Genomic DNA, 26,836 nt, shown 5'->3' with positions numbered 1-26,836 from the left:
ATAAGCCGATACGCCTTTATTTTCGAGCAATGTAAGTGTCTATTGTTCAAGTTATTTAGCGACTAAAGAGACTTTTTTTTACAAGGCCAACGTACCAGTCAGTGTACATTGGCCTTTTTTCGTACAGTTTTTGCCTATGCCGTACGTGTTCTGCACGGTTATGACAAAAGCACTACTCACACTTTCCCTCTTACTAGTTTCTACAGTACTCTACGCGCAACTGACGGTGCATACGCCCCAATCGCGCATTGTGTACCAACGCAACAACCAAAATGGGGCTCAGGTCCCAATTGCAGGCTCATGCCCGGCGGGTGCCAACCGCATTGAAGCCCGCGTGGAGGCTATGGTGCCGGGCCAGGGTACTGCCACCAACTGGACAACCATTGACCCCGCTCCCCGAAACGGGCGTTTCAGCGGGCAATTACCCGTACGGGGCGGCTGGTATCGACTGGCAGTACGGGCTTACCGAAACAGCGATTTACTGGCCGAAACCACCGTCGAGCGTGTGGGCGTGGGTGAGGTCTTTATTGTATCGGGCCAATCCAACGCACAGGGCAATCCCTGGACACCGGTTGCCGGTGCCTCCGACGACCGGGTGTCGGTGGTTGATTTCCGCGACGAGAACCTGCCGGAGTTTAACCTACCCCTCACATTTAGCCAGGCAAGCGCGGGCCGTAAAATGGCCCCTAACAACTTTCTGCACGTATTTGGTTTGCTCGGCGACCGGCTTACGGCCCGGCTCAATGTGCCGGTATTATTTCTGGGCGCGGCTTATGGGGGCACAAACAGCAATGTCTGGCGGATTTCGGCTCAGGGGCAAGACCCCGGCGGATCGCCCGGCCCCTACTTACAGCCCTACCGGTCTATGAGTGCCGCCCTCGATCACTACGTCCGCCGGACGGGCGTCCGGGCCATTTTGTGGCATCAGGGCGAGTCGGACAACGGCTACCGGGGGCAGCAGGAATACGTAGCCAACGTTAAAGTGGTTATCGACAAAACCCGCCAGCAGAGCGGCTACAGCCGACTACCCTGGATCATGTCGCGGGTATCGTACATCGGTGGCCGCACCGACCCAGCCATCATTGCGGGGCAGAACGAACTTATCAGCACTGTTGAGGGAGTGTGGCCCGGCCCCGAAACAGACCTGTACACCGGCCCGGATGACCGGGGCGACGGACTGCATTTCAGCGGCAACGGTATGATTCGGTTTGCCGATCTCTGGAACAACAGCCTGACCGATCAGTTTTTCAACCAATCGCAACCGGGCACCCTTGCGGGTAGCTCGCCCGAGATCACAACGGGCCTCATTGTACCCATTGGTGCCCGGTCGGGGCAAACGATTACGGTACCGTACGTTCGGCCCGAAGGCTTGACCGCCGACAGCCCGTTTGTGGTACGGCTTTTCAATAGTGACGGTCAGCAGCTCGCCGACCTTGGCACGGGCACGCAAAACCCGCTGACCGTTCGGTTGCCCGAGTCACTGCCCACTGGTACGTACACGGTTCGGGTCGATGCCACGAACCCAGCCGTGGCCGGGCGGCCAAGTCAGCCATTTGGTGTGACCGCCCCCACGCCTATCCCGACCACCCAGCCCGGCACAGCTACCTCCGTCCGGCGCATTGGCTACGAATACGACGCCCTGACGCATGGTTTCAACCTGTTTGTGGATGCCGATGGCCCCGTTGAAGTAAAAGTGCAGCGACTCAATGGCAACTTTAGCGACAACGGCTGGTTCACAAGTAATGCCGGTGCGTTCCGGGACTCATACAACTACACCCGCTTTTACCCGCCGGTTCGGCCGGGCGAAGGTGGTGTTGAACCCGGTCAGTACCTGATCAGCGCCCGACGTATTGGTCAGCCCACGTCTGAAAAAGCGATTGCGGTTGTGCTGAGTGGCGGTTTCCGCACGATTTTCCCAGCCAGCGAAACCACCACCACGACTCCGCCCGTTGAGACACCTGCCACTCCGCCAATCCCAACTACCCCACAAACGCCCGCAACCACCAACCCCACCGTGGCCGGTTTGCGTAAAGTGGGCTATAAATACGATGCGCCAACCCACGGTTTTCAGTTGCTGACCGATGCCGACGGGCCCGTTGAGGTGCGGCTCGAACGGCTGGATGGTCCCTTCGCCGAAACCGGCTGGGGTCCGGTGGTTCCCTTTACCGATGAGTCGGGTTACACGGCCCAGCGGTTTTACGCGCCCGTTGCTCCGGGCGTTGGGGGCGTCGTAGCCGGCCGATACCGACTGTCGGCGCGGCTCACCAGTCAGCCCGATGCCGTGATTACCTCCGAGGTAACCCTGGCTTACGGCGTATTCTCGATCTTCATCGCGCAGACTCCCGCTACGCCACCGGGCTCAACCACCACCACAACCACCTCGCCCCCGAAAACGGGCACGGTGGCAGCAGGCATTAACCGACTGGGCTACAAATACGATGCGCCGACCCACGGTTTTCAGGTATTGGTAGCCGCCGAAAGCCCGGTGCAGATTAGTCTGGAGCGGGTTGATGGGTCATTCAGCCCCACCGACTGGCAAATGGCTGTCTCGTACACCGAGCAGCCGGGCTACAGCCAACAACGATTGTACCTGCCTGTATCGCCGGGTGTGGGTGGTGTTGTAGCGGGTACCTACCGAATCAAGGCACGGCTGGCCAATCAGCCCGACACCGAGGTTTCGGTGGAGGTCGTGCTGCAATACGGTGTTTTTCAGGCGTATCCACCCCAGCAACTCATACGGGCACCGCGAGCCAACGACAAGCTTCAACCCCGGATTGAGCCGGGTTGCGGAGGCTGCGTGCCCTTGCAGGCTCAGCGCGAATATTAACCAAACGATCAGCCGATTCAGGACCGACCGTTTATTTATGGGCTATTTTGCCCGGTTTGTCGTAGAAATTGCCATTTAGGTCCAGCAGAAAGAGCAATTCTTATTTTTGTATATATGCGCTATCCGCATTATGCAAAAATTTAGCCCTGATATGCTGCGTCGCCTGAATCCGCTGTTCCGTCACGCTTCTCTCATCACGACCGTTGGTATTCTGGAACTGGCTCTTGGGCTTAGCTCCTGCCAGCGGTCGGTTGAAAAGCCCGCAGAGATTGTAGCGGCCGAGGCCAACCTGCCCGAAAAGGTCGATTACAACCTGCATGTGAAGCCGATTCTGTCGGACCGGTGCTTTGCCTGCCACGGCCCCGACCAGAACAAGCAAAAGGCCGGGCTCCGGCTCGACACCCCCGAGGGCGCCTACGAAGCACTGGCCGAGAGTGGAAACACGGCCATTGACCCCGGCAATCTGGCTCATAGCGAGGTGTATCACCGCATCGTCAGTACCGACCCCGATTACATGATGCCCACGCCCGAATCTAATCTGGCGTTATCGGTTGAGGAAAAAGCGACCCTCATTCGGTGGATTGAGCAGGGCGCTGAGTATAAAGAGCACTGGTCGCTCACGGCCCCCACCCTCCCCGATGTGCCCAAAGCGGGCGAGGCCTGGGCGCGTAACGAGATTGACCGGTTTGTGGCCCAAACCCATAGCCAGCAAAAGCTGAAGCCAGCCCCCGAAGCCGACCGGCTTACCCTCCTCCGGCGGGTATCGCTCGACCTGACGGGCTTACCCCCTACCCCGGCCGAAGTAGATCAGTTTATGGCCGACAAATCACCACAAGCCTATGAAAAAGCCGTTGACCGACTCCTGAAAAGCCCGCACTATGGCGAACGGCAGGCCGTCGACTGGCTCGATCTGGCCCGCTACGCCGATACCCACGGGTATCAGGACGACGGCCTGCGGACCATGTGGCCCTACCGCGACTGGGTGATCCGGTCGTTTAACCAGAATCAGCCCTACGACACCTTTATCACCTGGCAATTGGCGGGCGACCTACTGCCCAACACCGGCAACCGGGCCACCGACCGCGACCGGCTGATTGCCACGGCGTTTAACCGGAACCATCAGCAAAGCCAGGAAGGCGGTATCGTGCCCGAAGAGTACCGGCAGGAGTACCTGGCCGACCGGGCAGCTACCTTCGGGAAAGCCATGCTGGGTATGTCGGTCGAATGCGCCCGTTGCCACGATCACAAGTACGACCCCATCAGCCAGAAAGATTATTACGCTCTGACCGCTTTTTTCGCCCAAAACAACGAATACGGCCAGATTCCGTACAATGGAGAGCCTTCTCCGCATATTACGCTGCCCACGCCCGAAGCCGACGCCAAACTGACGGCCATCCGAAAGCGCATCAATACGCTCGACCGCGCCCGGAAAGCCGATGAGGAAGGTGTAAAACAACGATTTGCCGACTGGCTGGCGAAGGCCGAAAAAGCCCCCCAAACGGCCCTGTTGCCCGCCCAGAAAAATCTGGTCATTTACGTACCCTTCGACCAAAGCAAAGACGTGCCGGTTGAATCGAAAAAGAAAGACGAGAAGAAGCCTGACGAAGCCAAACAAAAACCAACAAAGGCCTCGTCGCTTGTGCGTCTCGCGTCGGTCAGACCAGAACCGCCAAAGCCAGCCGAGCCTAAACCCGAACCGCCAAAAATACGCCGGTTGTTTGCCAACATCGCCAACGATACACTCCCCCTCGAAACCCAGGGCGATCTCGACTACCCGATTCCGTTTGTGAAAGGGGCCGTTGGGCGCGGGGTCAGGCTCGTGGGCGAAAGCCTGCTCCAGCTCAAAGGGGCAGGCCGCTGGGAGAAACCCGAAAACGACTGGGCCCGCCCGGCCTGGTTCGAACGGCACCAACCGTTTACGGTGAGCCTGTGGGTCAACGTCAATGATCCTAAACTGGAAGGGTCACTTTTTAACCGCGATTTGGGGCCTTTCAACGGATTCAGAGGCTACCGGCTTCAACGGCTTCCCGACGGTCGGCTGGCGTTTCGGATGAGCTACGTATGGCCCGACGATGCCATCGACATCGAAACCCGCCAACGGCTTCCCCTAAACCACTGGATGCACCTGACCATCAGCTACGATGGCAGTAGTCGCGCCGATGGGGTGCAGTTTTTTGTCAACGGCAACCCAACCCCTACGCGGGTGATGACCGACAACCTCACCCAAAGCACCGTCTGGGGTAAAAACCACAGCTATTGGGGTGCTGGTACACCTAACTTTTCGATTGGACACTCGCACGACCAGAACTACAAAGGCTACGCTGTAGATGAAGTGCGGGTGTATAACCGCGCGCTCACCCGGCTCGAAGCTCAGTCATTAACGGTGCAGCGCGATGTGGTGCGCGAAGCCCTGCTGAACCCCGACCGGACCGAGGCCCAGCAAGCCGACCTGTTTGCGTATTACCTGACTAATTTCGACAGACCGTATGGGCAACGACAAGCCGCCCGACAAGCTCAACTGGCCGAGGAAACCCGGATTCTGAACGAGCAAATCGACGTGATGACCATGAGCGAACGTCGGTACAAGGTAGCTACGCACTTGCTCAAACGGGGGGCTTACGACGCCCCCGGCGAGCAGGTTACGGCCGAGGTTCCTCATTTTCTGCCCCCACTCACCAACGAAACGCCCAATCGGCTGGGGCTGGCCCAATGGCTACTCCGGCCCGACAACCCGTTGTTTGCCCGCGTGGCCGTAAACCGGATCTGGCAGCAATATTTCGGGCAGGGGCTCGTGAAGAGTAGCGATGACTTTGGCAATCAGGGCAACCTACCCTCCCACCCCGCCCTGCTCGACTATCTGGCGGTTCGGTTCCGGGAAGGGGGGCCAGCACCCGACGACCCCAGCCAGACCGTAGGCCCGTGGGACGTGAAAGCCCTGCACAAACTGATTGTGCTCTCGGCCACGTACCGGCAATCGTCAAGTGTACCACCCTCCGTCCGCGAACGCGACCTCGACAACACCTACCTGAGCCGGGGGCCCAGCTACCGGCTCAGTGCCGAACAAGTGCGCGACAATGCCCTTGCGGCCAGCGGCCTTCTGACTCGCCAGATTGGCGGCCCGAGCGTACACCCCTACCAGCCCGCGGGCATCTGGGAGGCATTGGCTACACGTAACGCTGTCAATTACGTGCAAAACCACGGCGATAGCCTCTACCGACGGTCGATGTACACGATCTGGAAACGGTCGTCGCCCCCGCCCATGATGCTCAACTTCGACGCGGCCGAGCGGCACACCTGCACCGTAAAACGCCAAAAAACATCGACCCCGTTACAGGCACTGGTTACGCTTAACGACCCTCAGTTTGTAGAGGCCGCTCGGGTGTTGGCCCAGAAAGAAGGTGAAAAACGAAAGGGCAACCTGACAAACGGAGCAGAGATAATCCATGCCTTCTTCAAGTCGATTGTCGGCCGGCCGGCGCGCCCGCAGGAACTCCGCCTGATGCAACAACTCTACACCGAAGAGCTACGCGATTTCCGGGCCAATCCCAAACGTGCTGCAGAATTGCTCACCGTGGGCGAGTATCCCGTTACCCGGCAACTGCCGCCCGACCAACTCGCGGCCTGGACGGTGGTGGGCAACACGATTATGAATTTCGACGAAGCAATCGTAAAGCGATAAATCACGGGGGCATTCCGAGCCCCGATACCGATAACCACTATGGACCTTCAGGATCAAATCCACGATATGATGAGCCGCCGGACGTTTCTGGGGCAAACCGGTGCCGGTATTGGTACGCTGGCCCTGGCCTCGTTGCTCAATCCGGGTGCGGCTTTGGCGGCATCAGGCCCGGCCCTCGGCAAACCGCATTTTCCGCCCAAGGTAAAGCGGGTGATCTATCTGTTTCAGAGCGGAGCTCCCAGCCAACTCGAGCTGTTCGATTACAAACCCCGGCTCGAAACCATGTGGGGGCAAGAGTTGCCCGAATCGGTTCGGAAAGGGCAACGCCTGACGGGCATGACCGCCGGACAAAGCCGGTTTCCGCTGGCGGCATCGGCCTTCAAATTTGCGCAACACGGCCAAAGCCGCGCCTGGGTGAGCGAGTTGCTGCCGTACACGTCGCGGGTGGTCGATGACCTGTGCTTTATCAAAACCATGCACACCGAAGCCATCAACCACGACCCCGCCGTTACGTTTATCCAAACGGGCAGCCAGCAGGCGGGTCGGCCCAGTTTTGGGTCGTGGGTAAGTTATGGCCTCGGCTCCGACAACCAGAATATGCCCGCGTTTGTAGTGCTGCTTTCCAAAGGCCGCAACGGCGACCAGCCCCTCTACGCCAAACTCTGGAGCAACGGCTTTTTGCCCTCGGTGCATCAGGGCGTGGTATTTCGGTCGGGACCCGACCCGGTTTTTTACCTCAACAACCCGCCCGGCATTGACCGGACAAGCCGCCGACGGATGCTCGATTACCTGGCCAAACTGCATCAGGAGCAAGTTAAACACGTACTCGACCCGGAGATTGACAATCGAATGCAGCAGTACGAAATGGCCTACCGAATGCAGGCCTCCGTGCCCGAAACCCTCGACCTCTCCAAAGAGCCCAACTATATTTTTGACCTGTACGGCCCCGATAGTCGGCAGCCCGGCACGTTTGCGGCCAACTGCCTGCTGGCCCGGAAGCTGATCGAGAAAGATGTGAAATTCGTGCAGCTTTACCATCAGGGCTGGGATCAGCACGGCAACCTACCCAATGACATTAAGGTGCAAACCAAAAGCGTGGATCAGGCCTCGGCGGCTCTGGTGATGGACCTCAAACAGCGCGGCCTCCTCGACGATACGCTCGTGATTTGGGGGGGTGAGTTTGGGCGTACCAACTACTCACAAGGCAAACTAAAAAAAGACAACTACGGCCGCGACCATCACCCACGTTGCTATACGATCTGGATGGCTGGTGCGGGCATCAAAAAGAGCTTTGTATACGGCGAAACCGACGAATTTGGGTACAACATTGCCCGAGACCCCGTGCACGTACACGACTTTCAGGCCACAGTGATGCACCTGATGGGGGTAGACCACGAGAAACTAACCTTCAAGCACCAAGGTCGGCGGTACCGGCTCACCGATGTGCACGGGAAGGTGATAAAACCCTTGCTGGCGTAGCCGAAAAACCAATCGATTAATAGCCGATCTATCTTGAACCAAATCATAAGATTAGGCGATCTGACGTGGCCCATGCAGGCGATTTACCGGCAAATCACAGTCGAATAGCCTTACCTTTGCCCCATGCAGCAACAGATTGATACCTGGATTCGTAGCCTGATCCGGTGGTTTGGGTTTGTTCCCAACCGCGACCTGTCGGGCTGGATTCTGTTAATTATTGCCGTTCTGGCGGGGCTTATTGTCAACTTGGTCGTTACGCAAACCATCCGGTTTGTGAACCGAAAACGACCTTCGCAGGCCCTGGGCTACCTACGCACCTACGTACGCTGGGCATTCTGGGCATTTGTGCCCTCTCTGTTTTTTCTGTTAGCCACCAACATACAATCGGCACGGTTTATCCGACGCCATCCCGTAGCCGACAAGGCAGCCGAGGTGCTATTTCTGATAGCCGCTACCTGGCTGGTGGTCCAACTCCTGAAAGTAGGCGAACTGCTTCTGGTACGCCAATACGACACCACGCAGGACGTAAACCTCTCGCAGCGAAAGTTTGTCACGCAGGTTCGGTTCGTCAGGCGATTTATTGTCTTTCTTATTTTCATTATCAGTGGAGCCCTGCTTTTACTCACCTTCCAAGGAAGCCGAAAAGTAGGCCTTAGCGTGCTTACTTCGGCGGGGGTTTTCTCGGTGCTGATCGGTTTTGCGGCCCAGAAAACGCTGGCTAACCTACTGGCGGGTATCCAGATAGCCTTTACCCAGCAAATTCGGCTCGACGATGCCGTGGTGGTGGAAAACGAGTGGGGGCGTATTGAAGAAATTAACCTGACCAACGTGGTCGTCCGGCTTTGGGACCGTCGGCGACTGATTTTGCCCATCACGTATTTCGTCGAAACGCCGTTTCAGAACTGGACCCGCTCCGATGCTTCCATCACGGGAGCCATTCTGCTGTATCTGGATTACAACGTGCCTATTGAGCGGCTCCGCGAAAAAGCCCGCGAATTCGCCGAAGCCGACCCGCTCTGGAATCAGGACGTTTTTGCCGTTCAAATTACCGACACCACCCCTACGGGTGTTATTGTGCGGATTTTGGTCTCTGCGGCCGACGCCCCCTCGGCCTTCGACCTGCGCTGCCACCTGCGCGAGGCCATTATTGTGTTTTTACGGGAAGAATACCCCGAGAGCCTACCCCAAACCAGGGTTCAGTTCGAGCCCGCGCGGATACCCCAAAATAGCGAGGCAGACAAAAGCGCTGCAACAGACTTAACAATTACATAACATTGGATTTCCCGGCGCGTGCCGGGTTTTGCAGACCTTTGTGGTGGTTTAGTCAAACCAGCAGCTTGTATCTAACTTAAAATCACTATGTTCGGCTTAGAGACCGGCATTTTTATCCTACTCGCATTCTGCATTTTAGCCGCTTGCGTCTTCGAATTCATCAACGGCTTTCACGACACCGCCAATGCCGTTGCCACCGTTATTTATACCAACTCATTGCAACCAACTCAGGCCGTTGTTTGGTCTGGATTTATGAATTTTCTGGGGGTAATCACCGGAGGGGTTGGTGTGGGTATGAGCATTGTAAACTTGCTTCCGGTTGAGTTGCTGATCGATCAGAACGTGTACCATAGTATAGCCATGGTGCTGGCGCTTCTGTTCAGCGCCATTATCTGGAACTTTGGCACCTGGTATTTTGGTCTGCCCGCTTCAAGCTCACACACCCTGATTGGGGCCATCATTGGCGTCGGGCTGGGTTATGCCGTGCTCCCCGACAACGAAATGGGTATTGCGGCCGTCAACTGGGACAAAGCCAAGGAAGTATTTGCCGCCTTGTTTCTGTCGCCCCTGATCGGGTTTAGCCTTGCCGTAGTACTTATGTTTGTGTTGCGCCGGTCGCTCAACAAAGAGGTTCGTAAGCAACTGTTTGATGAACCACAGCCCGGTCAGGCACCACCAGCCTGGGTACGCGGTATTCTGATTATGACCTGTACGCTGGTGAGCTTTTTCCACGGCCGCAACGACGGTCAGAAGGGCATTGGTCTGGTCATGCTTATCCTGATCGGTATTTTACCGGCTTATTTCGCCGTAGACAACCGGCTTGATGTGCAGCAACTCCGCCCCGACCTCACGGTTGTGGAGCAGAAAATTGCCCTCATCGACACCACGTTGCTCAACGTGAGCGAGAAGGCCCGAATTGCTCAGATCAAGGCGAGTGCGCAGAATCTGGAGAAGGTACTGGCCGCCAACAAAATTGAACGCGAACACGCCCTCGACGTGCGGCAGGCGCTGCTTACCATCAGCAGCAACGTCAAAAAACTGAACGAAAGCGAAGCCGTGAAACTGAGCGACGCCGACCGGAAAGCCCTGAGTGCGGCCGCTACGCAGGAAGAAAAGGGCCTTCGGAAATTTACCGACCACGCGCCTTTCTGGGTTATTCTGATGATTTCGCTCTCATTGGGCTTCGGCACCATGATTGGCTGGAAACGGATTGTTGTAACCGTGGGCGAAAAGATTGGTAAGAGCCACCTGACCTACGCGCAGGGCGCATCGGCCGAGCTGGTAGCCGCCGTTACCATTGGTATGGCCTCAGCCTTTAAAGTACCGGTTAGTACAACACACTCCCTATCGTCGGGTATTGCCGGTGCTATGGTGGCCAGCAAAGGCATTAAAAACCTGCAAGCCGGTACCATACAGAGTATCATGCTCGCCTGGCTGCTCACCTTACCGGTTGCCATTTTGCTCTCAGCAACCTTGTTCGTGTTCTTCCGCTGGCTTCTCTAAAAAACAGTTTTCAGTTGGCCGTTTGTAGTTTAACGTGAATGATGCATGATTGCTGACGCCTGAGCCTGTCGAAGGCCCTGGCGTCAGCAATTGTCTGTTAAACAGCTAGTTGCAATACAAACTATCCATAACTCACGTTAGTTTATAGGTAGCCGATACGTACAGAAGGCAGGGCTTCAAAGCCTGACACCAACACAAAGGGGAGCCGGTCGAAAACCGGCTCCCCTTTGCTATTAAAACGTTTCGTCTGCTTACTTCGACGTAGCCATGACCATTTTGATGTTCAGCTTGGCCCCCGTTTCGAGTACGCCCACCAAATCCTGAACCGTCAGACTTTTGTCGAACCGAACCACCACCGTGGGTTCGTCGATACCGGCCATGATCGCCTTGAGTTCATTCTCCAGATTTTCGGGGGCAACCGGCTGCTTGTCGATAAAGTACTGCTTGTTAGCATCGACCGAGAGCGTCACCTGCTTTTTGCTCAACTGCTGCGACGACGACGCCTTTGGCAGCATCAGCTTTATTACATTCGGGTTGGCCACCGTCGAGATAATCAGGAAGAACAACAGCAGGAAGAACATGATGTCGTTCAGCGACGAGGTGGCCACTTCGGCAGCAAACTTATTTTTTCGGCGTAGCTTCATTGTATGAATGAATAATGTAGAATGGAAAATGTAGAACGGGTATTAGGCCTATTAATATTCAGACCATTACCCATTATTCATTGTACATTATCCACTATCTGGCCCGAACGCTCTCGGTAGGTTTTTGGAGTACTTCGAGAAACTCAAACGCGTTCATTTCGAGCCGGAGTGTAAACTTCTCGACCATCATATTGAGCAGGTGGTAGCCCGTGTAGGCAATAACCCCCACGATAAGACCGGCCCCTGAAGTAATCATTTTCTCGTACAGACCACCGGCAATAATCCCGACGCTGATATTGTCGGACAGCGAGATGTCGTAGAAGATTCGGATAATCCCTGAAATGGTTCCGATAAACCCAAGCATGGGCGCAATACCGGCAATTACCCCCAGGTAACCCATGTTACGCTCAAGCCGCCCGAGTTCAATCTGCCCAACGGTTTCGATGGTACTCTCGATTTCGCGGATGGGAGCGCCAATCCGGCCAACGGCCTTTTCAAATACCCGACCAACGGATGTTTTCTGATTCCGGCAAAACGACTCAGCCGATTTGATGTTCCCCTGCAACACCATGTCTTTTACATTGTCGACAAATCCTTCGTCGACGCGGGTTTGCGCCCGAATCACGAAAAATCGTTCGAAAATGATGTACAGGGCCGCAAAGAAAAGGATAGCGATGGGAATCATAACCCAGCCCCCTTTGGCAACAAGGTCAATTAGTTGCAGGCTTTGTTGGGGGGCCACTCCCGTAGCAGCGGAGGCCGATGCGGCTGTGTCAAGAGCCGGAACCTGAAGCAAAATCATACAGTAATCGTCGGAGGTTGAAAGCAATGAGCGGCAGCGCATTACCTCGGTGTTAACGAGAAGGCTTTGCCGGATATTGTTAATATACAGTGTCAAACTCCAGATATAAGGCACTCAGGGAGCACCTTATACCCGTAGCTATGTGTTCAAAGATAGCAAAGAGCCCGCAAACCGGGGTGTAAAATTAGGGAAGGGCGGGCCTCAGGGCTTCACCAGAATCTTGCCCCAGCGCCCATGCCGCTCTGAGTGTTCAACAGCCTCAACAATCTGATCGAGCGAGTAGGTGGCTTCAACAGGCAGCTGAATTTGTCCCGACGCCAGCATCGAAATAACATTCTGAGCCACCTCCTGCCGGGTTTTACTGTCAACCCGACGCATCCAGTCGGTAAGCCAGAAGCCCCGGATGGTCAGCTCGCGGAAAATCATCAGGCCCACATTGATAGTCGGGTCTTGCAGGCTCAACAACCCGTAAATGAGCATCACCCCGCCTTTGCCGAGGCACTTGACAGCCTCGCTCGCGGTATGTCCGCCCACGGCATCGAGCACGCAGGAAACGCCCGCTCCGCCGGTAATCTCGCGGACGCGAGCGGCCATGTTCTCGGTTTCGGTGTTGATAATCTCCGTCAGACCCAGGGCTTTCAGTTCCTCGTTGAGGTCGTCGCGCCGAACGGTGCCGATCGTCTGAATGCCTTTCTGCTTACAAAGCTGAATAACCATTTTACCAAACGCCGACCCGCAGGCCGTAAGCATGAGCCACTGCCCAGCCTGCACCCCCGACTCCTGCACCATAGCGAAGGCCGTAAACGGATTCACAAACAGTTGGGCGGCCACCTCATCGGGCATGGTGTCGGGTACCGGAATGAGGCTCCGGTGGTGGGCAATCGTGTATTCCGACCAGGCCCCTACGCCCGAAAAGCCTACACGGGTGCCCGGCTGAACCGATACGCCCTCGCCAGCTTTGTCGACAATACCTACGCCTTCAAAACCCGCGCCCGACGGCAGCTGCGGCCGAATGCCATACAGGTTTTGCACAAACATAATGTCCGACGGGTTAATCGGGCTCGCGAGTACTTTCACCCGTACTTCGCCCGGTCCGGGCTCTGGCAGTGGGCGTTCAACGGCGCGAAGAATTTCGGCGGGTTTGCCGGTTATTTCAAATTCGACAGTTTTCATTCGTGATGAATTGGGTATGAGTCTCAAAAATATGGCTTAATTAGCACAAAATATCACTCTCAGAAGCCGGGCGACCGACCTGCATCTTAACCTAAACCAACGGTCGCTCCATTCTCTTGTAAAACTTATGCAAACCTCTCCTTTCCTGGGTGAACTGATTGGCACGATGGTGCTGCTTTTGTTGGGTAATGGCGTTGTTGCCAATGTTGTATTGAAACAAACCAAAGGCGAAAATGCCGGGTGGATTGTCATCACCACCGGCTGGGCCTTTGCGGTTACCATTGGCGTATTTGTGGCTAAAGCCTTCGGCAGTATTGATGCCCATCTGAGCCCCGCCGTAACGCTCGCCTTTGCCGTCGCAACGGACGATTACAGCAAAATTCCGTCGTATTTTCTGGCGCAGATGATTGGTGCCTTCCTGGGGGCCATTCTGGTGTGGCTACACCACCTGCCCCACTGGGCCGCCACGCCCGACCCCGGCAGCAAATTGGCTTGTTTCTCAACCGGGCCGGCCATTCGGAATTACGGGGCCAACTTTTTGAGCGAAGCGCTGGGTACCATTGTACTCATTCTGGGCCTGGCGGGCATTTCTTCGAAAGGACTGGGGCAAATGGCCGTGGGAGTAGGGCCGTATCTGGTGGGTGTACTGGTATGGAGCATTGGTCTATCGCTCGGCGGCACCACGGGCTATGCCATCAACCCCGCCCGCGACCTGGGCCCCCGGTTGGCGCACGCCGTACTGCCCATACCCGGCAAAGGGTCGTCCGACTGGGGTTACGCCTGGGTTCCGGTACTCGGCCCACTCGTCGGAGCCGCTATTGGTGGATTGCTGATAGCTTGGTATAAGTTATAAAAAAGGAGAAGGGAGTCGTTTAACCATTTCTTCAAACTGAGCATAGGCACTCAAGTTTTTAAGTGCAGAGAAATCTTGTATATTCTGGGCAACGAGCTGAATAGCCTTAGATTCGTTAAACTGTTGTAGTCTACGCCCCTGTAAGCCACTAGCTTCTCGAAGGAGTTGCTTAAGCTTGTTTTTGGGATCAGACAGTGATTCAAGCAAACGAACTGATGGTAATTGAATGCGTTGCTTGCCCGACGGATTAGCGGCAGCTACCCGAATAGCCTGTTCATCTATAAGTAGCCATGCTTCCGTCATTCGAACAGGAATGACACTAACTATTTGGTATTGACTGGCTGTCTTTTTCTGCTCTCGCCAAGCATCATCAATTTCTTGCTGGCGCATTTCTACAGTTTGCTTTTCCGCATCCCGATGCACAAATAACCAATTACACGGAAACAACTGAAGTGCCACAGCGATTCGTTTGGAAAGCTGGTTTATTGGGGGCGGGTTTCTCAGCTGAGAGAAATCCGCCCATTGACTCTGAATTATTAGATCGGGAAAATGTCGCTCTAAAGTCCAGTTAATAATTGGCACCAATGCTTTGTCCGAAGAGCCATCGCCAAGCAAAGTATAGGTTATTTCTGACATAGATCTAAAAAAGCGAATACTGACCAGTGTCTTGCTGCACTCGCTTTACATCAGGGCGATCTCTAACTCGTTTACGAGGCCAGTGACCTTCCTGTTCAGGTGCATTTGGCGGTAAAAGGTACCCTAGCAACATACCCATCGAAACAGCCTTGTACGTATTATTTTCTATCTTAGTTCTCCACGTACTTTCTAATGGACTGTAAACAACCTGTGAAAAACGGATACCATTGGGGCTTTTTGCTTCCTTCCGTTCAGCCACAAGCAAATTATCGTCTTCAACCAATTGCACAACGCTAGGCGAATGTGTATTAATAATTACTTGCCGAAGCGGATTATCATCTCCAACCGGTTGACTAATATCAGTACACATATCTTTAAGTAACTGGAGAATAGCCCCGATTTTGTCTGGATGAATTCCATTTTCTGGCTCTTCAAGACAAACAACCCCGCCTGATTTCTGATCTAATTCTAATACTGCCAAGCCAAGAAAGCGTAGTGTGCCGTCTGAAAGCGAACGAGCAGGAAACACAGTTCCGTCTTTACCTCTCAGCATCAGTGTGAGCATTTCGCGTCGGTCATCACGCTCCACATCAACGCCAGCAACTTGCTCGACTAACTCAGAAAGTTTATTCGCAAGTGTCTGATATACATCAGGTATCTGCTTACTTTGTTCATTCTCCAATTTTAGGCGATAAAGCGTTGCTGGTAAATGGCTCCCATCTGACCCTAACCGTGCAGTTGAAATTACATTGAATTCATCAGATCGCCTTAATGCGCCAGGCTCAAGCTGAAGCATCTGCCAAGATTTCATCTCGTTCTTAACTAATAAGGCTGTAGGCTTTTCTAGAGCATTTGCTGTTGACAATACTGTGCGCTGTAATTGTGCGGCTTTCAGCCGAAAGGGTTTACCGCTGCTACCTCCGTCCTGATGAAAATTAATTATGCCTTCTTCCGTTGAAATGAAAGGAACCGTCCTTCTACCATCTATTACAGAATTTTGCCACTGTTTTTCCTGATTTCGTATTTTTGTTTGCTCACTTGGCGTAGATTGTTCGAGAGTTATAAACCGCATAATACGCCTACTTTCCTGCAATGATATTGGTTTTAATTCCTCTTTATCGATTTCTAGCAAACCCTGCGTGGCCAGGCCATCGCCTTGACGGTAATTAAGCACTAACTCATAACGCACAGTCGTGATACTGGCTTTGGCTTCCTGACCAAGATCGTCAACCCCCTTCTTAGGAATAATCATATCAGCGACAAATTGCATCTGTGGCTCATATTCGTCACCTATTTTATGAAACAAGTCCCGTATATCTGAATTTTTCTGCCCCTCACTCCGAACAGACTTAGCAGCTTCAAGTAACGGCATATGCGTCAGATCACTTAAAAAGCGAATAGCGTCAAACAGATTGGATTTACCAACTCCGTTGGCCCCGGCAATACATGTAAATGGTCCAAAGTGAACATCCACATTAACCAAATTTTTGAAACCATTAACACGAAGTCGAGTCAGCATCGGCAGAAAATTATAAAGTCAAATATATCATTTTGCTGAACGATTTCCCCACTCCCCGCCCCCTTCCAGCACCAACCCCTCTCCGTAGAGACCGGCGGGAGTCTGGTAGCCGGGTTGCCAGTTACCGTTGAGTACCTTCTGAGTAATGATTAGTGCCATAGTGGCGGTGAGCGTGTAGCCTTCCGGGCATACCAGCCGCGCTTCGACCGACTGCCCGGTTTTGTTTTCGGCCCGCCCCCACACCAGCGACCGCGCCCGGCTGCGCACCCCGGCGTCGGGGCCGGTGAGCCGCTTTTCGATGCGCTTTTGCAGAAACGTCCGCACCGGCTTACTCCCCAATAACCAACCCAGCGTGTTACCCAACCGCAACCCCCGAATCATGCCCGGCGTCATGGCCATGTACGTTTCAATATTCGGAATGGCTGTTGTCGTGTACGCCGTCGACAAGTCGCCCCACGGAATAGTCGCACAAACATGCTTTCGACCCAGCTCAAAGGGCACCTCCAACGTTTTGTAGGCATTCGGAACGGCTTTTAGCTGCCCATTCTGCCGAATCAGCCCATCAGTCCCCAGGTTTTCGACGGCGGTGAGGGCCGTACCCCGCGACACGCTCCCTCCGTTGTTCGCGAACGCCAGTTGCAGATGCGTCGCATCGGGGAGCTTGTTTTTCAGGTGGAGAGCCATACAATCGGTAGGCACCACATCGAACCCAACGCCCGACATCAACATAATCTGGCGCTCTACTGCCTGTTGGTGCAACGCTTTCCCCTGCTCAAACACGGCCACCTCGCCCGTAATATCCAGATAATGCGTTTGGGTGCGTAAACAGGCCTGCTGCATCGGTAAGGCCGTTTTGGAAAATGGTCCGGCACAATGTAGCACCACCGGAACACCCACCAGGGCAGCATCGAGCGTGGCGGCATTGGCCAAGTCAGCTATGCGGTACTCCAACGCATACTGCCGGGCGAGTTCGGCTATTTTTTCGGCGTTGCGCCCCGCCAGAATCGGCTTCAGACCGTAGCGGGCGGCTTGTTCAATAATAAGCCGGGCGGTGTAGCCATTGGCTCCGTAGAGCAGAAAGTCCGGGTTCATAGCACAAGGGTTTTGGGCGTCTCAACTAAAGAATGAATAATGGACAATGAACAATGAGTCTCCCCTCTGATTATCAATTTATTCACTACCCGTTCTACGCTAAGTGAATGTAAAATGAATAATTGGGTTGCCTACTGACAATCAACTATTTCATTGCACATTTTACACTGTTCATTATACATTTAATTCTGCCCAACTACGTATACATTTGGTTTTGGCTCAGTTCTTAAACTGGCTCAGACGGCTTAAGTTAACGTGAATTATGGATAATTTGTATTGCAACTACTTGTTTAACAAATGTTTGCTGACGCCAAGGCCTTCGACAGGCTCAGGCTGACATTCGGCTTGAGAGTCCCTAGTCAGCCTGAGCCTGTCGAAGGCCTTGGCGTCAGCCAGTATGCACAATTCACGTTAAGTTAAGCCACTTTAGCCAGCTTTGACCATAAAGGGCTCCACAGACTCTATCTCAAAAACCATTAAGGGTTGCCCTACAGCGGTAAACTACCGGTGTTGACAACCCTTAACGGCTTTGTGTATTAACTCTGTTGAATCCTACATGAGCGCCCGGCGGAACAAAATGAGCCGCTCGTGTAGCGCGTACATATCTACACCCGACCGGTACACCCCGTTGGCATTGAGCGTAAACACCCGGGGGCCAATAGGCAGCGTGTTGTACTTAGCTAGGGCATTGAACCAGGTAGCCCGGTCTTTATACGGAGCCAGCAACAACTGGCAACGGCTGAGGTACCGATGCTGCTTAGGTGTCCAGACCGGCCGCTTCAGATAAGCCGACTCGCGGCCGTTGAGCAAATCGGGCAGGGCTTCGGGCGGAGCCATGGGCAGCAGTTCAGCCAGGAGGTACAGACCGAGTTCAACGTTGAGAAGCCGGTTCGCTACCTGACCCGGCAAGTTGTGGCCGTAGCGCAGGCGCGTAGCCAACGGCTCCTGCCAGCGCATCAGATGCTGCGTTGCCGGGGCGATTCGTTGCGAAGATGAAAGAAGCGTTGCCGTGTTCATAATCAGTATTGTTGTTTACTGTTCATGACAAATTTGCAACCCCCAAAACGTAATCTTTTTACGTTCTTCTATACTTGCCGACTTTTTTTTCAATTTTTTTCTTCCCTACCGAAGAGACCTCCGGCGTTGCAGCCTGACCGGGTATAGGGCAAGCTCATCAGAGCAGGCTTGCCAAAAAAGTTTTGGGACCACCCGGCCCCGGCCACCCGGAGGATTACAGAATAAACAGGATTTTCTCCGACCCGAATGAATCCTGTTTATCCTGTAATCCTGTCAGAAAAAAACCACTGCTGATTCGGCAAAAATCCGTTTATTCCATATTATCTGCGGCCAAGTCGCGTCCGTTTATCACAATTCACGGGTTGGTCGGCTACAAATCGCTATTTTTACCCAATCAACAACCTGAAGAGCGCTTAGCGTCCGCGTGAAACCATTCGTTTTTACCCGCATCCAGTACACCTCCGGCGATTGGGATACCGACCAACGGATGCCAGTCAACCTGCTGCATTCGCTTGTCGAATACACCAAAATACCGGTCGACCAGAAGGAACGCGTGGTGCTCCTCAGCAGCAACGACCTGTTCCGGGCGCCGTTTTGCTACCTCAGTGGGCACAAACTGGTCGAGTTTTCGGCCGTCGAGCGCGACCACTTCCGGCGGTATGTTCAGAACGGTGGCTTTGTGTTTGTTGACGATTGTAACCACGACATCGACGGGCTTTTTGCCAAGTCGTTTGAGCAGGAAATGGCCCGAACCTTTGGCCCCAAAGCCCTGCAAAAAATCCCGAATAACCATCCCCTTTACACCTGTTTCTTTACCTTTTACGACGGCCCGCCAACCACCTCGTTTGAGCTCAATGGCTGGGGCGACGACCTTGTGCATGACTACCTGAAGGCGGTGATGGTAAACGGCCGGATTGGGGTCTTGTACAGTAACAAAGATTACGGCTGCGAGTGGGATTATGACTTCCGAAACAAGCGGTTTCTGGCCGAGGACAACACCAAATTTGGCGTCAATATTGTAACGTATGCTTTACTCTAAATGAACAATGCATAATGAGGAATGAGGAATGGTTTTCAGGCCATAAGGCAACCGTTCAAATGCATTATTTCTCATTATTCACTCTTCATTATTGATTATTCATTGACATTGAACACACAACACTACAAACAACTCGTCAGTAAACTACCGCTATTGAAAGCGGAGATTGGAAAAGTAATTGTTGGGCAACACGAAGCCATCGACGAGGTGCTGATTACCTTGCTGGCGGGCGGTCACTGCCTGCTCGAAGGGGTGCCCGGACTGGCCAAAACGCTGCTCGTGAAAACCATGGCAGACGCGTTGGCCATGTCGTTCAAGCGGGTGCAGTTTACGCCCGACCTGATGCCCGGCGATATTCTGGGCACCGAGGTACTGGAAGAAGACCATCAGACCGGCCGGAAGTTTTTCCAGTTCAACAAAGGGCCCATTTTTGCCAACGTGGTGCTGGCCGACGAGATTAACCGGACCCCGCCTAAGACCCAGGCCGCCCTGCTCGAAGCCATGCAGGAGTACCGGGTTACCTACAACGGGCAGGACTACCCGTTGCCCCGGCCATTTCTGATTATTGCTACCCAAAACCCCATTGAGCAGGCCGGTACCTACCCGTTGCCCGAAGCCCAGCTCGACCGGTTTTTGCTATATATCCGGCTCGGCTACCCCTCCGAAACCGAAGAGCTGGCCGTACTCCGCCAAACCACCGGCACCAACCGGCCGGCCCTGTCGACCATCTTTACGGATGAGGAAGTGCTCGAACTGCAAAACCTCACCCGGCAGGTACACATCAGCGACGAGCTGCTGACGATGGTCAACCGACTCGTTCGGTCGACCCGGCCGGGAACCGGACCATCCGACCAAACACCCGTGGCTTTTGTGAAGCAGTGGGGCGAGTGGGGCGCTGGTCCACGGGCCGGGCAAGCCCTCATTTTGTGCGCCAAAGCCCGCGCCGTGCTCAATGAGCGGTTTTCGGTAATTCCCGACGACATTCGGGCGCTGGCCCACCCCGTACTGCGGCACCGGGTGGCGCTCAACTTCCGGGCCGAGTCGGAAGGCATCACCACCGATACGCTTATCGACAAGGTGCTGGCTGAACTGAAGCTCTGACCCTATGCTTGCTCAGGAACTTATCAAACTAAACGACCTCCACCTTGCCGGCAAACTCGTTAGCGAGGAGCTTCGGCTAGGCCTGCACACCAGTCGGCGGGCGGGCGTGGGTGCGGAGTTTGAGCAATACCGACACTACCTACCCGGCGACGACCCCAAACGCATCGACTGGAAGTTGCTGGCCCGCACCGACCGGCACATGGTGCGCGAATCAGCCACGGAAAGCAACCGCCAAATCCGGTTTCTGCTCGACTTATCGGGCTCGATGAATTACGCCGAAAACGGTGTCTCTCGGCTCAACTATGCCAAAATTGTGGTGGCCTCGCTGGCATACCTTGGCTTTCGGCAGGGCGACGATATGAGCCTGTACGGCCTGCAAAACGGTGTTATACAACCGTTGGTAAGACCGGGGCATCAGGCGTTTCAGCAGATTGTGGTGGCCCTCGAAAAGGCCGAAGCCACCGGGGCCTGGAACCCCACCGAGCCGACGCTGCCGCCGTTTGGCACCAAAACCAACGAGATGCTCATTGTGGTGTCGGATTTGTTGCAGGTCAACGACGAGTGGCTCGCGCTGGTACGTACGCTGGCGCATCCACGCCGGGAGATTTTGCTGATTCAGGTATTGGGCAATCAGGAAATGGACTTCTCGATGGCAGGCTTTTTCCGGTTTCAGGACCTGGAAACCGGTCGGGAGGTAGAGATACAGGCCGAGAGCGTGCAACAAACCGTTCGGGAGCGTGCTGCGGCTTATTTTCAGATGCTGGACGAAGGTCTGCGCGTCCCTAACGTACAACTGACCCGCGCTCTACTGAACGAGCCTATCGCGCTGGTGCTTCGGAGGGTTCTGGGTTAATGGAATTCAGTACTGGACATTCGGACTTCAGACACTGGACGTTAGACTTACTACCATTCTGTAGGGAGGTCTAACGTCTAATATCCAACATCTAATGTCCAGTACTGGGTTAATGGAATATGGTTTTGGGTTTATGGCGGCCGGTGCTCCGGTTTTCAGTTTTTGGTTTTTAGTTTTTGGTTCATCGTTTTTAGCGACCACCAAAAACGACAAACCCCTTTTCACATGACATTTATACAGCCTGCTTTTTTATGGGGTTTGCTGGCCGTAGCGGTGCCCATTCTGATTCACTTCTGGCATCAGAAAAAAGGTCAGCCGATGGCGTGGGCCGCTATGGAGTGGCTCCGCGAAGCCACCGAGCAGCCACAGCGGGGGCTCAAATTTGAAAATGCCCTGCTGCTTGCACTTCGATGCCTGCTCATTGCCTTGCTCTCGGTATGGCTGGCCGAACCCGTGTGGCCCGGCAAAACCAACCCCACAGATGGGGCAACCGTACACCTCGCCGTAGCCGACTCGCTGGTGATGCGTACCTTCCGGTTTGAGCTGCAACAGGCCCGGCAACGCAACGAAACCGTAGTAACCCTGCCCAGCCCGACCAACCCTGTGCGGCTGCAAACCCTCATCGATTCGGTCCATAAACCCGACGTGGCCCTGCACCTGTACGCCCTCAATGAAGCCACACTGGCCGATGTACCGGTGCTCAGTACGCCCGCCCGGTTTAGTCTGCATACCGCCCTGCTCCCAACCCCAACACCCGCCACCCAAACCCGGCCGTTTGCGCGCATCGACAAACCCCTCAACGTACAACTCGACTACCGCAACCCGACTGAGCGACAAACCGTAACAGCAGCCCTGCGCGCCCTCGAAACGGTATTTGGCCTCCGCCTGAACCTGAGTAACCCAGCCGGAAACAGCCCCGCACCCGACTGGATTCTGACCGACCGAATACCCCAAAACCCGGCCGACAAAACCCTGTACACGGTATCGGGGCAGGTTTCGGGGCCAAACAAGCCCAACGTCCGGGTAGTGGCCGACACGCTCACCCCGCAAACGGCAACCTGGGTTGCCAATGGCCAACTCCCCGAATGGCTGGGCGAACAACTGCTCCGTTTCTATGGCCCCCGGCTACCAGCCCCACCCCTGACCCAGTCCGAAATGGCACAGCTATTCGTGTCTCAGCCTCCGCCCAAAACAGACGCCAAAACCCGATTTGGGCATTCTGTTGAGCAAATGGGGGTGTTGCTGGCGTTTCTGCTCGTGATGGGACTGGAACGCTGGATTGCGTTGCGAAAAAATACGTGAGTTTCCTCCGAAGCCGTTATCCCTGGGTACGGCCTCTCCGAACAAACTGACCATGACTGCCCGGAAAATTATCGACTCGGTTCGGCACCAACTTTACCTCAACACCCTGCTCAAAGGGCTGTTGCTGGGCCTTGCTGCTTACTTTATAGCCACTGCCTTCGGGCTGGGGGTTGCTTACAGGCTTGTGGCGGCTCTGGCGGGCCTGCTGGCCGGGCTATGGCTGGGGCGCATTCGCCAGCCCCGCCAACCCGAAGCCGTTGCCCTCATCCACCGCACTGTAGGCGATGCCGAATACAGCCTGCCCCTGCTCGACAAACCGAGCCTCAATATAGCCGAGCAACTTCAGCTGGAGCGACTCTCCGAGCGGCTGGCCCAAACGCCCATCCCGACGGTATGGCAAGCCAACATGGGTCCGTATGTTCTGGCGGTGCTTCTCTCGGTCGGGTTAGCCTACACGCTTCCTTTCCTGAAACCAGCCAACCAACGGCCCGGCACTCGGCAAACCGTTCTGGGTGGATCTACAGACAGCCCGGCCGACGAACCGGCTCGCCCTCCACGCTTCGAGTCGGCTACGGTACGGGTGCAGCCCCCCACGTACACAGGCCTGCCCGTGCGTCAGTCGCGTGACCTCAACGTGAGCTCGCTCGTAGGGTCGCGGCTGGACTGGATCATCGCGTTTTCGCGGAATACTGGTCTGCGGGTTCGGCTCGCCAACAGTCGGGGCGAAGAGATAGGTCTGAAAGCCACAACAAACGGCTTTACCCATACCGACCGGCTCGTCAGTTCGGGGCTGTACACCATTCGGGCGTACTGGCGCAACCCCGATACCAACCGCGACTCGCTGTTTTACCAGTCGCCGTTTTACCGGCTCGAAGCACAGCCCGACCTCGCCCCCAAAATTGAACCCACCTCCAAAGAACTCTACCGCTACCACCGGCTCAACGACCCAAAACAACTGACCGTTTCGGCCCGGATCTTCGACGATTTTCGGGTACAGCAAGCTTACATCATTGCCACCCTGGCGCGGGGGTCGGGCGAGAACGTCAAGTTTCGGGAGGTCAGGATGCCGCTCACGCCGGGCAACTTCACCGATGCCCGCCTGAGCAAGACCCTCGACCTCAAAGCCCTTGGTTTTGCCCCCGGCGACGAACTGTACTACTACTGGGCAGCCATCGACAACCGCCAACCCGAACCGAACTTCACCAAGTCGGACACGTATTTTGTGGTCTACAAAGACACCACCAAAACCGACGAGGCTCAACTGGCCACGATGGCGGTAAACCTCATGCCTGAGTATTTCAGGAGTCAGCGGCAGATTATAATCGACACCGAAAAACTGATTGCCAAGCGGGGCAAAATCCTGCGTGAAACGTTCAACAGTTTCTCCAACGAAATCGGGTTCGACCAGAAAGTGCTGCGGCTCCGGTACGGGCAGTATCTGGGCGAGGAGTTTGAAAATCAGATTGGCGGGCACGACCCATTAGCCGAAAACGACGCTCACCTGCTCGACGGATTCATGCACAAACACGATACCGAACAAGACAAAGCCGCCAACGAAACACCCCGCACCTTTGCCTTCAAACTGGCCGAAAAAGCGCAGCAGGCTAACAAAGAACCGGGCAGTACACCGGGACAAAACGCCGGAGGGCATGGCGCGGGTGGGCATAGCCATAACGACCCGGCAACCCCCGAAAAAGCACAGGACCCACTGGCGGCTCTGATGGAACAGTACGTGCACGAACACGACGATGCCGAGACCAACACGTTCTACGAACAATCGACGCGGTCGTTGCTCAAAATGGCGCTGGAACAGATGTGGCAATCGGAACTGCACCTGCGCCTGTACGAGCCTGAAAAAGCACTACCATACGAGAAAAAAGCCCTCGAATACCTAAAAACAGCCCAGCAAAAGGCACGCGCCTACGCCAAAAAAACCGGCCTCGACCCGCCCCCCATCAAAGAAGCCGAAACCCGGCTCAAAGGGGAGCGCAAAAACGTAACGGACCGCTACGCCCAATCGCGAACCTACACCGAGGCTCAGGCTAACGCCCTGATTGCCGACGTACTCGGCCTGCTCGACCGGCCACAGCTAACGGCAGCACAGCGCCTATCAGTGCAGCAACTAAGCGGGTATTTGCTCAACCGGCCCACGTCGGTCGGGTTGCCCAACTGGTCGGTGCTGGGCGCATTGCAGGAGTTGGCCGCGGGCCGGGTACTGGCCGTGGCGCAACGCCAACAGCTAAAAACCAATTTATACCGACTGCTTGGCAAAACTGAAGGACGGCAGGGGCCGTCGTATGGAACCAATGCCGCTTTAGAACGGGCCTTCTGGCGGGGCTTATAACCGAGTCCTGCCACCCCTCTGTATGCTCTGACTATGACCTTGACCCCACCCTTCCTGTTTATACCGCTCCTGTTGCTGGGCGTTATTCAAAGTTGGTTTATCCTGCGTAACCAGACGCTTTCGGGCAGCCGCAAAGCCGTGCGGGCGGGTCTTAACCTGCTGCTTTGGCTGGTATTACTCGCTTTTGTTTGGCAACCCATCTGGACACGCCCGCTCGACACTACGCACGTGTTGCTGGTGGGTAATGACGTGCCCACGGCCGTAGCCCGGCAAGTGCAGGACAGCCTGGGCCTACGCGCTCGGGTGACGGCTACCGACATCCGGCTCGAAAACATCGACTCGGTCACTATGCTGGGGCAAGCCTTTCCGGCCCCACTGCTTGCCCGGCTCGGCAACCGGGCCGTACGGTGGGTGCCCTACGAGGCCCCCGGTACGCCCACCCATCTGCACTGGCAAAGTGTAGTGCGTTTGGGCGAAGAGCAGACGGTTCGGGGGCAAATCACCGTACCCGAACGCCAGAAACTCGCCGTTCGGTTTGGCACCCAAACCCTCGACAGCCTGTGGCTCAAGCCGGGTCGGCAGGCGTTTACGCTCCGGTTTCCGGCTGTAGCTAAAGGGCGCATCGAGACGGTACTGCAGGTAGGCAGCCAAACCACCGATACCGTGCGTTTTTTTGCGCAGGCCGCCCGACCACTTCATGTGCAGTTTGTGCTGGGCACGCCCGATTTTGAAACCAAAACCCTGGCCGACTGGCTTGGGCGGCAGGGCAACCGCGTCGAATTGAGCAACGTCCTATCGGAAGGTATCGACGCAACGGTGAAAATCAACGCTCCTACGGGTGGCCGGGCCAATTCTTCTCCCGACCTCATCGTAACCGAACCGGCTCTGGTAAGCCAACCGGCCGTTCGGAAGGCAATAGCCGAGGGCAAAGCCGTGCTGGTGCTCAACCTCACCAACCCCGATGCCGAAGTGGCAGCCGTAAACCGCAGCTTGGGCACGCAATGGCGGCTCCGCAAGGTGAGCAACGAAGCCACCATCCCGGCAGGCAATGGCCTTACCGCCCTCCCGTATCAGTTTACGCCAAACCCGCGACAGGTGGCCGTGGCCGGTTATCCGATAGCCACCCAACGCATAGGCGGGCGGGTAGCCATGAGCCTGTTTATGGAAACGTTTCCGCTACGGCTTAGTGGCGACAGTTTGGGGTATGCCCGCATCTGGAACGCCGTGCTGGCTACCTTACAGCCGATTCAGGCCAACAACTTCGCGGCCGAGGGGCCGGTACTTGCCGGGCTGCGGAAACCGTTGGTACTCAACAACGCGACCGGAGGTGCAACCCGCCTTCGGGTGGCAAATGATACCGCTCAGTTAACCCCCTCAGTCATCAACAACCGGACATTACGGGCTCAGTACCGGTTTAGCCGTAGCGGCTGGCAACCCCTTGCCGATTCGGTCGAGGTGTACGTGGAGGATAGCCTGGCAGCCCCGCACGAGCGAGTGCGTGCCTGGGTGCAAACCCAAAACCGATATGGGACAGACCTCCTCCGAACAGCGCCGTCGCGAACACAGAAACAAGACGTGCCCGATTGGGTTTGGTTAACAGCGCTGCTCGTTTGCCTGACAGCCCTCTGGGTAGAGCCAAAGTTCTGAAATTACATTGTTCATTCACTTAATTTGTCGTTTTAGATTCTGGGTTTTTAGTTT

Annotated in this window: 19 protein-coding genes; 12 read left to right on the top strand and 7 right to left on the bottom strand. The window is 55.4% G+C overall.

Annotation, left to right across the window (positions count from 1 at the left end; translation table 11 throughout):
- The first annotated feature begins 160 nt into the window (after positions 1-160).
- The 5 genes from F5984_RS15830 (at position 161) to F5984_RS15810 (ending at position 10,760) form a co-directional block, all read left to right on the top strand.
- On the top strand, positions 161-2,827 hold the full coding sequence (locus tag F5984_RS15830) for a sialate O-acetylesterase (protein WP_185155529.1): 2,667 nt from the start codon (positions 161-163) through the stop codon (positions 2,825-2,827).
- Between the two features lie 151 nt (positions 2,828-2,978).
- Positions 2,979-6,506 (top strand): DUF1553 domain-containing protein, encoded by a 3,528-nt coding sequence (locus F5984_RS15825; protein WP_152125479.1) that lies wholly within the window; start codon positions 2,979-2,981, stop codon positions 6,504-6,506.
- Between the two features lie 39 nt (positions 6,507-6,545).
- Positions 6,546-7,985 (top strand): DUF1501 domain-containing protein, encoded by a 1,440-nt coding sequence (locus tag F5984_RS15820; protein WP_152125224.1) that lies wholly within the window; start codon positions 6,546-6,548, stop codon positions 7,983-7,985.
- 123 nt (positions 7,986-8,108) lie between these two features.
- Positions 8,109-9,257, top strand: coding sequence for a mechanosensitive ion channel family protein (locus F5984_RS15815; RefSeq protein WP_152125223.1), 1,149 nt, complete (start codon positions 8,109-8,111; stop codon positions 9,255-9,257).
- Positions 9,258-9,344: 87 nt separating this feature from the next.
- Positions 9,345-10,760 carry an inorganic phosphate transporter gene (locus F5984_RS15810; RefSeq protein ID WP_152125222.1) on the top strand — a complete coding sequence of 472 codons (1,416 nt, stop codon included), beginning with the start codon at positions 9,345-9,347 and terminating at the stop codon, positions 10,758-10,760.
- A gap of 251 nt (positions 10,761-11,011) precedes the next feature.
- Here F5984_RS15810 and F5984_RS15805 read toward each other — a convergent pair whose 3' ends face one another.
- The 3 genes from F5984_RS15805 to F5984_RS15795 form a co-directional block, all read right to left on the bottom strand.
- Positions 11,012-11,404 carry an ExbD/TolR family protein gene (locus tag F5984_RS15805; protein ID WP_019988631.1) on the bottom strand — a complete coding sequence of 131 codons (393 nt, stop codon included), beginning with the start codon at positions 11,402-11,404 and terminating at the stop codon, positions 11,012-11,014.
- 94 nt (positions 11,405-11,498) lie between these two features.
- Positions 11,499-12,206 carry a MotA/TolQ/ExbB proton channel family protein gene (locus tag F5984_RS15800; protein WP_152125221.1) on the bottom strand — a complete coding sequence of 236 codons (708 nt, stop codon included), beginning with the start codon at positions 12,204-12,206 and terminating at the stop codon, positions 11,499-11,501.
- A gap of 201 nt (positions 12,207-12,407) precedes the next feature.
- The gene (locus F5984_RS15795; protein ID WP_152125220.1) at positions 12,408-13,379 is read right to left on the bottom strand and encodes a zinc-dependent alcohol dehydrogenase family protein; all 972 of its coding nucleotides are present in this window, start codon (positions 13,377-13,379) and stop codon (positions 12,408-12,410) included.
- Positions 13,380-13,506: 127 nt separating this feature from the next.
- Here F5984_RS15795 and F5984_RS15790 point away from each other — a divergent pair, with 127 nt between their 5' ends.
- The gene (locus F5984_RS15790; RefSeq protein WP_152125219.1) at positions 13,507-14,232 is read left to right on the top strand and encodes an MIP/aquaporin family protein; all 726 of its coding nucleotides are present in this window, start codon (positions 13,507-13,509) and stop codon (positions 14,230-14,232) included.
- On the opposite strand, the gene F5984_RS15785 is transcribed toward F5984_RS15790, so the two are convergent.
- The 4 genes from F5984_RS15785 to F5984_RS15770 all read right to left on the bottom strand — a co-directional run bounded on the left by F5984_RS15785 (position 14,227) and on the right by F5984_RS15770 (position 18,496).
- Positions 14,227-14,868 carry a DUF4276 family protein gene (locus tag F5984_RS15785; RefSeq protein ID WP_152125218.1) on the bottom strand — a complete coding sequence of 214 codons (642 nt, stop codon included), beginning with the start codon at positions 14,866-14,868 and terminating at the stop codon, positions 14,227-14,229. The two genes, F5984_RS15790 and F5984_RS15785, sit on opposite strands and share 6 nt — an antisense overlap.
- Positions 14,869-14,872: 4 nt before the next feature.
- Entirely contained in the window at positions 14,873-16,387 is a 1,515-nt protein-coding gene (locus F5984_RS15780) for an AAA family ATPase (RefSeq protein ID WP_152125217.1), read from the bottom strand.
- A 27-nt stretch (positions 16,388-16,414) separates the two neighbouring features.
- Positions 16,415-17,479 carry a saccharopine dehydrogenase family protein gene (locus F5984_RS15775; protein ID WP_152125216.1) on the bottom strand — a complete coding sequence of 355 codons (1,065 nt, stop codon included), beginning with the start codon at positions 17,477-17,479 and terminating at the stop codon, positions 16,415-16,417.
- A gap of 552 nt (positions 17,480-18,031) precedes the next feature.
- Positions 18,032-18,496 (bottom strand): pPIWI_RE_Z domain-containing protein, encoded by a 465-nt coding sequence (locus tag F5984_RS15770; protein ID WP_152125215.1) that lies wholly within the window; start codon positions 18,494-18,496, stop codon positions 18,032-18,034.
- Positions 18,497-18,920: 424 nt separating this feature from the next.
- On the opposite strand from F5984_RS15770, the gene F5984_RS15765 reads away from it, so the two are divergent.
- The 6 genes from F5984_RS15765 (at position 18,921) to F5984_RS15740 (ending at position 26,782) form a co-directional block, all read left to right on the top strand.
- Complete coding sequence (locus tag F5984_RS15765; RefSeq protein WP_152125214.1) at positions 18,921-19,535, top strand: DUF4159 domain-containing protein; 615 nt, start codon at positions 18,921-18,923, stop codon at positions 19,533-19,535.
- A gap of 108 nt (positions 19,536-19,643) precedes the next feature.
- The gene (locus F5984_RS15760; protein ID WP_152125213.1) at positions 19,644-20,636 is read left to right on the top strand and encodes an AAA family ATPase; all 993 of its coding nucleotides are present in this window, start codon (positions 19,644-19,646) and stop codon (positions 20,634-20,636) included.
- Between the two features lie 4 nt (positions 20,637-20,640).
- Positions 20,641-21,489, top strand: a complete 849-nt coding sequence (locus F5984_RS15755) for a DUF58 domain-containing protein (RefSeq protein ID WP_152125212.1) — start codon at positions 20,641-20,643, stop codon at positions 21,487-21,489.
- A 225-nt stretch (positions 21,490-21,714) separates the two neighbouring features.
- Positions 21,715-22,791: a BatA domain-containing protein gene (locus F5984_RS15750; protein ID WP_152125211.1), complete on the top strand. Its 1,077-nt coding sequence runs from the start codon at positions 21,715-21,717 to the stop codon at positions 22,789-22,791.
- Positions 22,792-22,843: 52 nt separating this feature from the next.
- A complete protein-coding gene (locus tag F5984_RS15745; protein WP_152125210.1) occupies positions 22,844-25,135 on the top strand; it encodes a hypothetical protein in 2,292 nt (763 codons plus the stop codon).
- A 33-nt stretch (positions 25,136-25,168) separates the two neighbouring features.
- Positions 25,169-26,782, top strand: coding sequence for a hypothetical protein (locus tag F5984_RS15740; protein ID WP_152125209.1), 1,614 nt, complete (start codon positions 25,169-25,171; stop codon positions 26,780-26,782).
- The last annotated feature ends 54 nt before the right edge of the window (positions 26,783-26,836 follow it).

The sequence above is a fragment of the Rudanella paleaurantiibacter genome (assembly GCF_009184635.1).
GTDB classification, from domain to species: Bacteria; Bacteroidota; Bacteroidia; order Cytophagales; family Spirosomataceae; genus Rudanella; species Rudanella paleaurantiibacter.
Note: the sequence above shows the minus strand (reverse complement) of the source record. Positions and strands in the feature narration are given on the sequence as shown.

What these genes read in the sequence shown, in the direction of transcription:
- F5984_RS15830 (WP_185155529.1), top strand. Translation starts at nt 161, where the DNA reads ATGACAAAAGCACTACTCACACTTTCCCTCTTACTAGTTTCTACAGTA.
- F5984_RS15825 (WP_152125479.1), top strand. Translation starts at nt 2,979, where the DNA reads ATGCTGCGTCGCCTGAATCCGCTGTTCCGTCACGCTTCTCTCATCACG.
- F5984_RS15820 (WP_152125224.1), top strand. Translation starts at nt 6,546, where the DNA reads ATGGACCTTCAGGATCAAATCCACGATATGATGAGCCGCCGGACGTTT.
- F5984_RS15815 (WP_152125223.1), top strand. Translation starts at nt 8,109, where the DNA reads ATGCAGCAACAGATTGATACCTGGATTCGTAGCCTGATCCGGTGGTTT.
- F5984_RS15810 (WP_152125222.1), top strand. Translation starts at nt 9,345, where the DNA reads ATGTTCGGCTTAGAGACCGGCATTTTTATCCTACTCGCATTCTGCATT.
- F5984_RS15805 (WP_019988631.1), bottom strand. Translation starts at nt 11,404, where the DNA reads ATGAAGCTACGCCGAAAAAATAAGTTTGCTGCCGAAGTGGCCACCTCG.
- F5984_RS15800 (WP_152125221.1), bottom strand. Translation starts at nt 12,206, where the DNA reads ATGATTTTGCTTCAGGTTCCGGCTCTTGACACAGCCGCATCGGCCTCC.
- F5984_RS15795 (WP_152125220.1), bottom strand. Translation starts at nt 13,379, where the DNA reads ATGAAAACTGTCGAATTTGAAATAACCGGCAAACCCGCCGAAATTCTT.
- F5984_RS15790 (WP_152125219.1), top strand. Translation starts at nt 13,507, where the DNA reads ATGCAAACCTCTCCTTTCCTGGGTGAACTGATTGGCACGATGGTGCTG.
- F5984_RS15785 (WP_152125218.1), bottom strand. Translation starts at nt 14,868, where the DNA reads ATGTCAGAAATAACCTATACTTTGCTTGGCGATGGCTCTTCGGACAAA.
- F5984_RS15780 (WP_152125217.1), bottom strand. Translation starts at nt 16,387, where the DNA reads ATGCTGACTCGACTTCGTGTTAATGGTTTCAAAAATTTGGTTAATGTG.
- F5984_RS15775 (WP_152125216.1), bottom strand. Translation starts at nt 17,479, where the DNA reads ATGAACCCGGACTTTCTGCTCTACGGAGCCAATGGCTACACCGCCCGG.
- F5984_RS15770 (WP_152125215.1), bottom strand. Translation starts at nt 18,496, where the DNA reads ATGAACACGGCAACGCTTCTTTCATCTTCGCAACGAATCGCCCCGGCA.
- F5984_RS15755 (WP_152125212.1), top strand. Translation starts at nt 20,641, where the DNA reads ATGCTTGCTCAGGAACTTATCAAACTAAACGACCTCCACCTTGCCGGC.
- F5984_RS15750 (WP_152125211.1), top strand. Translation starts at nt 21,715, where the DNA reads ATGACATTTATACAGCCTGCTTTTTTATGGGGTTTGCTGGCCGTAGCG.
- F5984_RS15745 (WP_152125210.1), top strand. Translation starts at nt 22,844, where the DNA reads ATGACTGCCCGGAAAATTATCGACTCGGTTCGGCACCAACTTTACCTC.
- F5984_RS15740 (WP_152125209.1), top strand. Translation starts at nt 25,169, where the DNA reads ATGACCTTGACCCCACCCTTCCTGTTTATACCGCTCCTGTTGCTGGGC.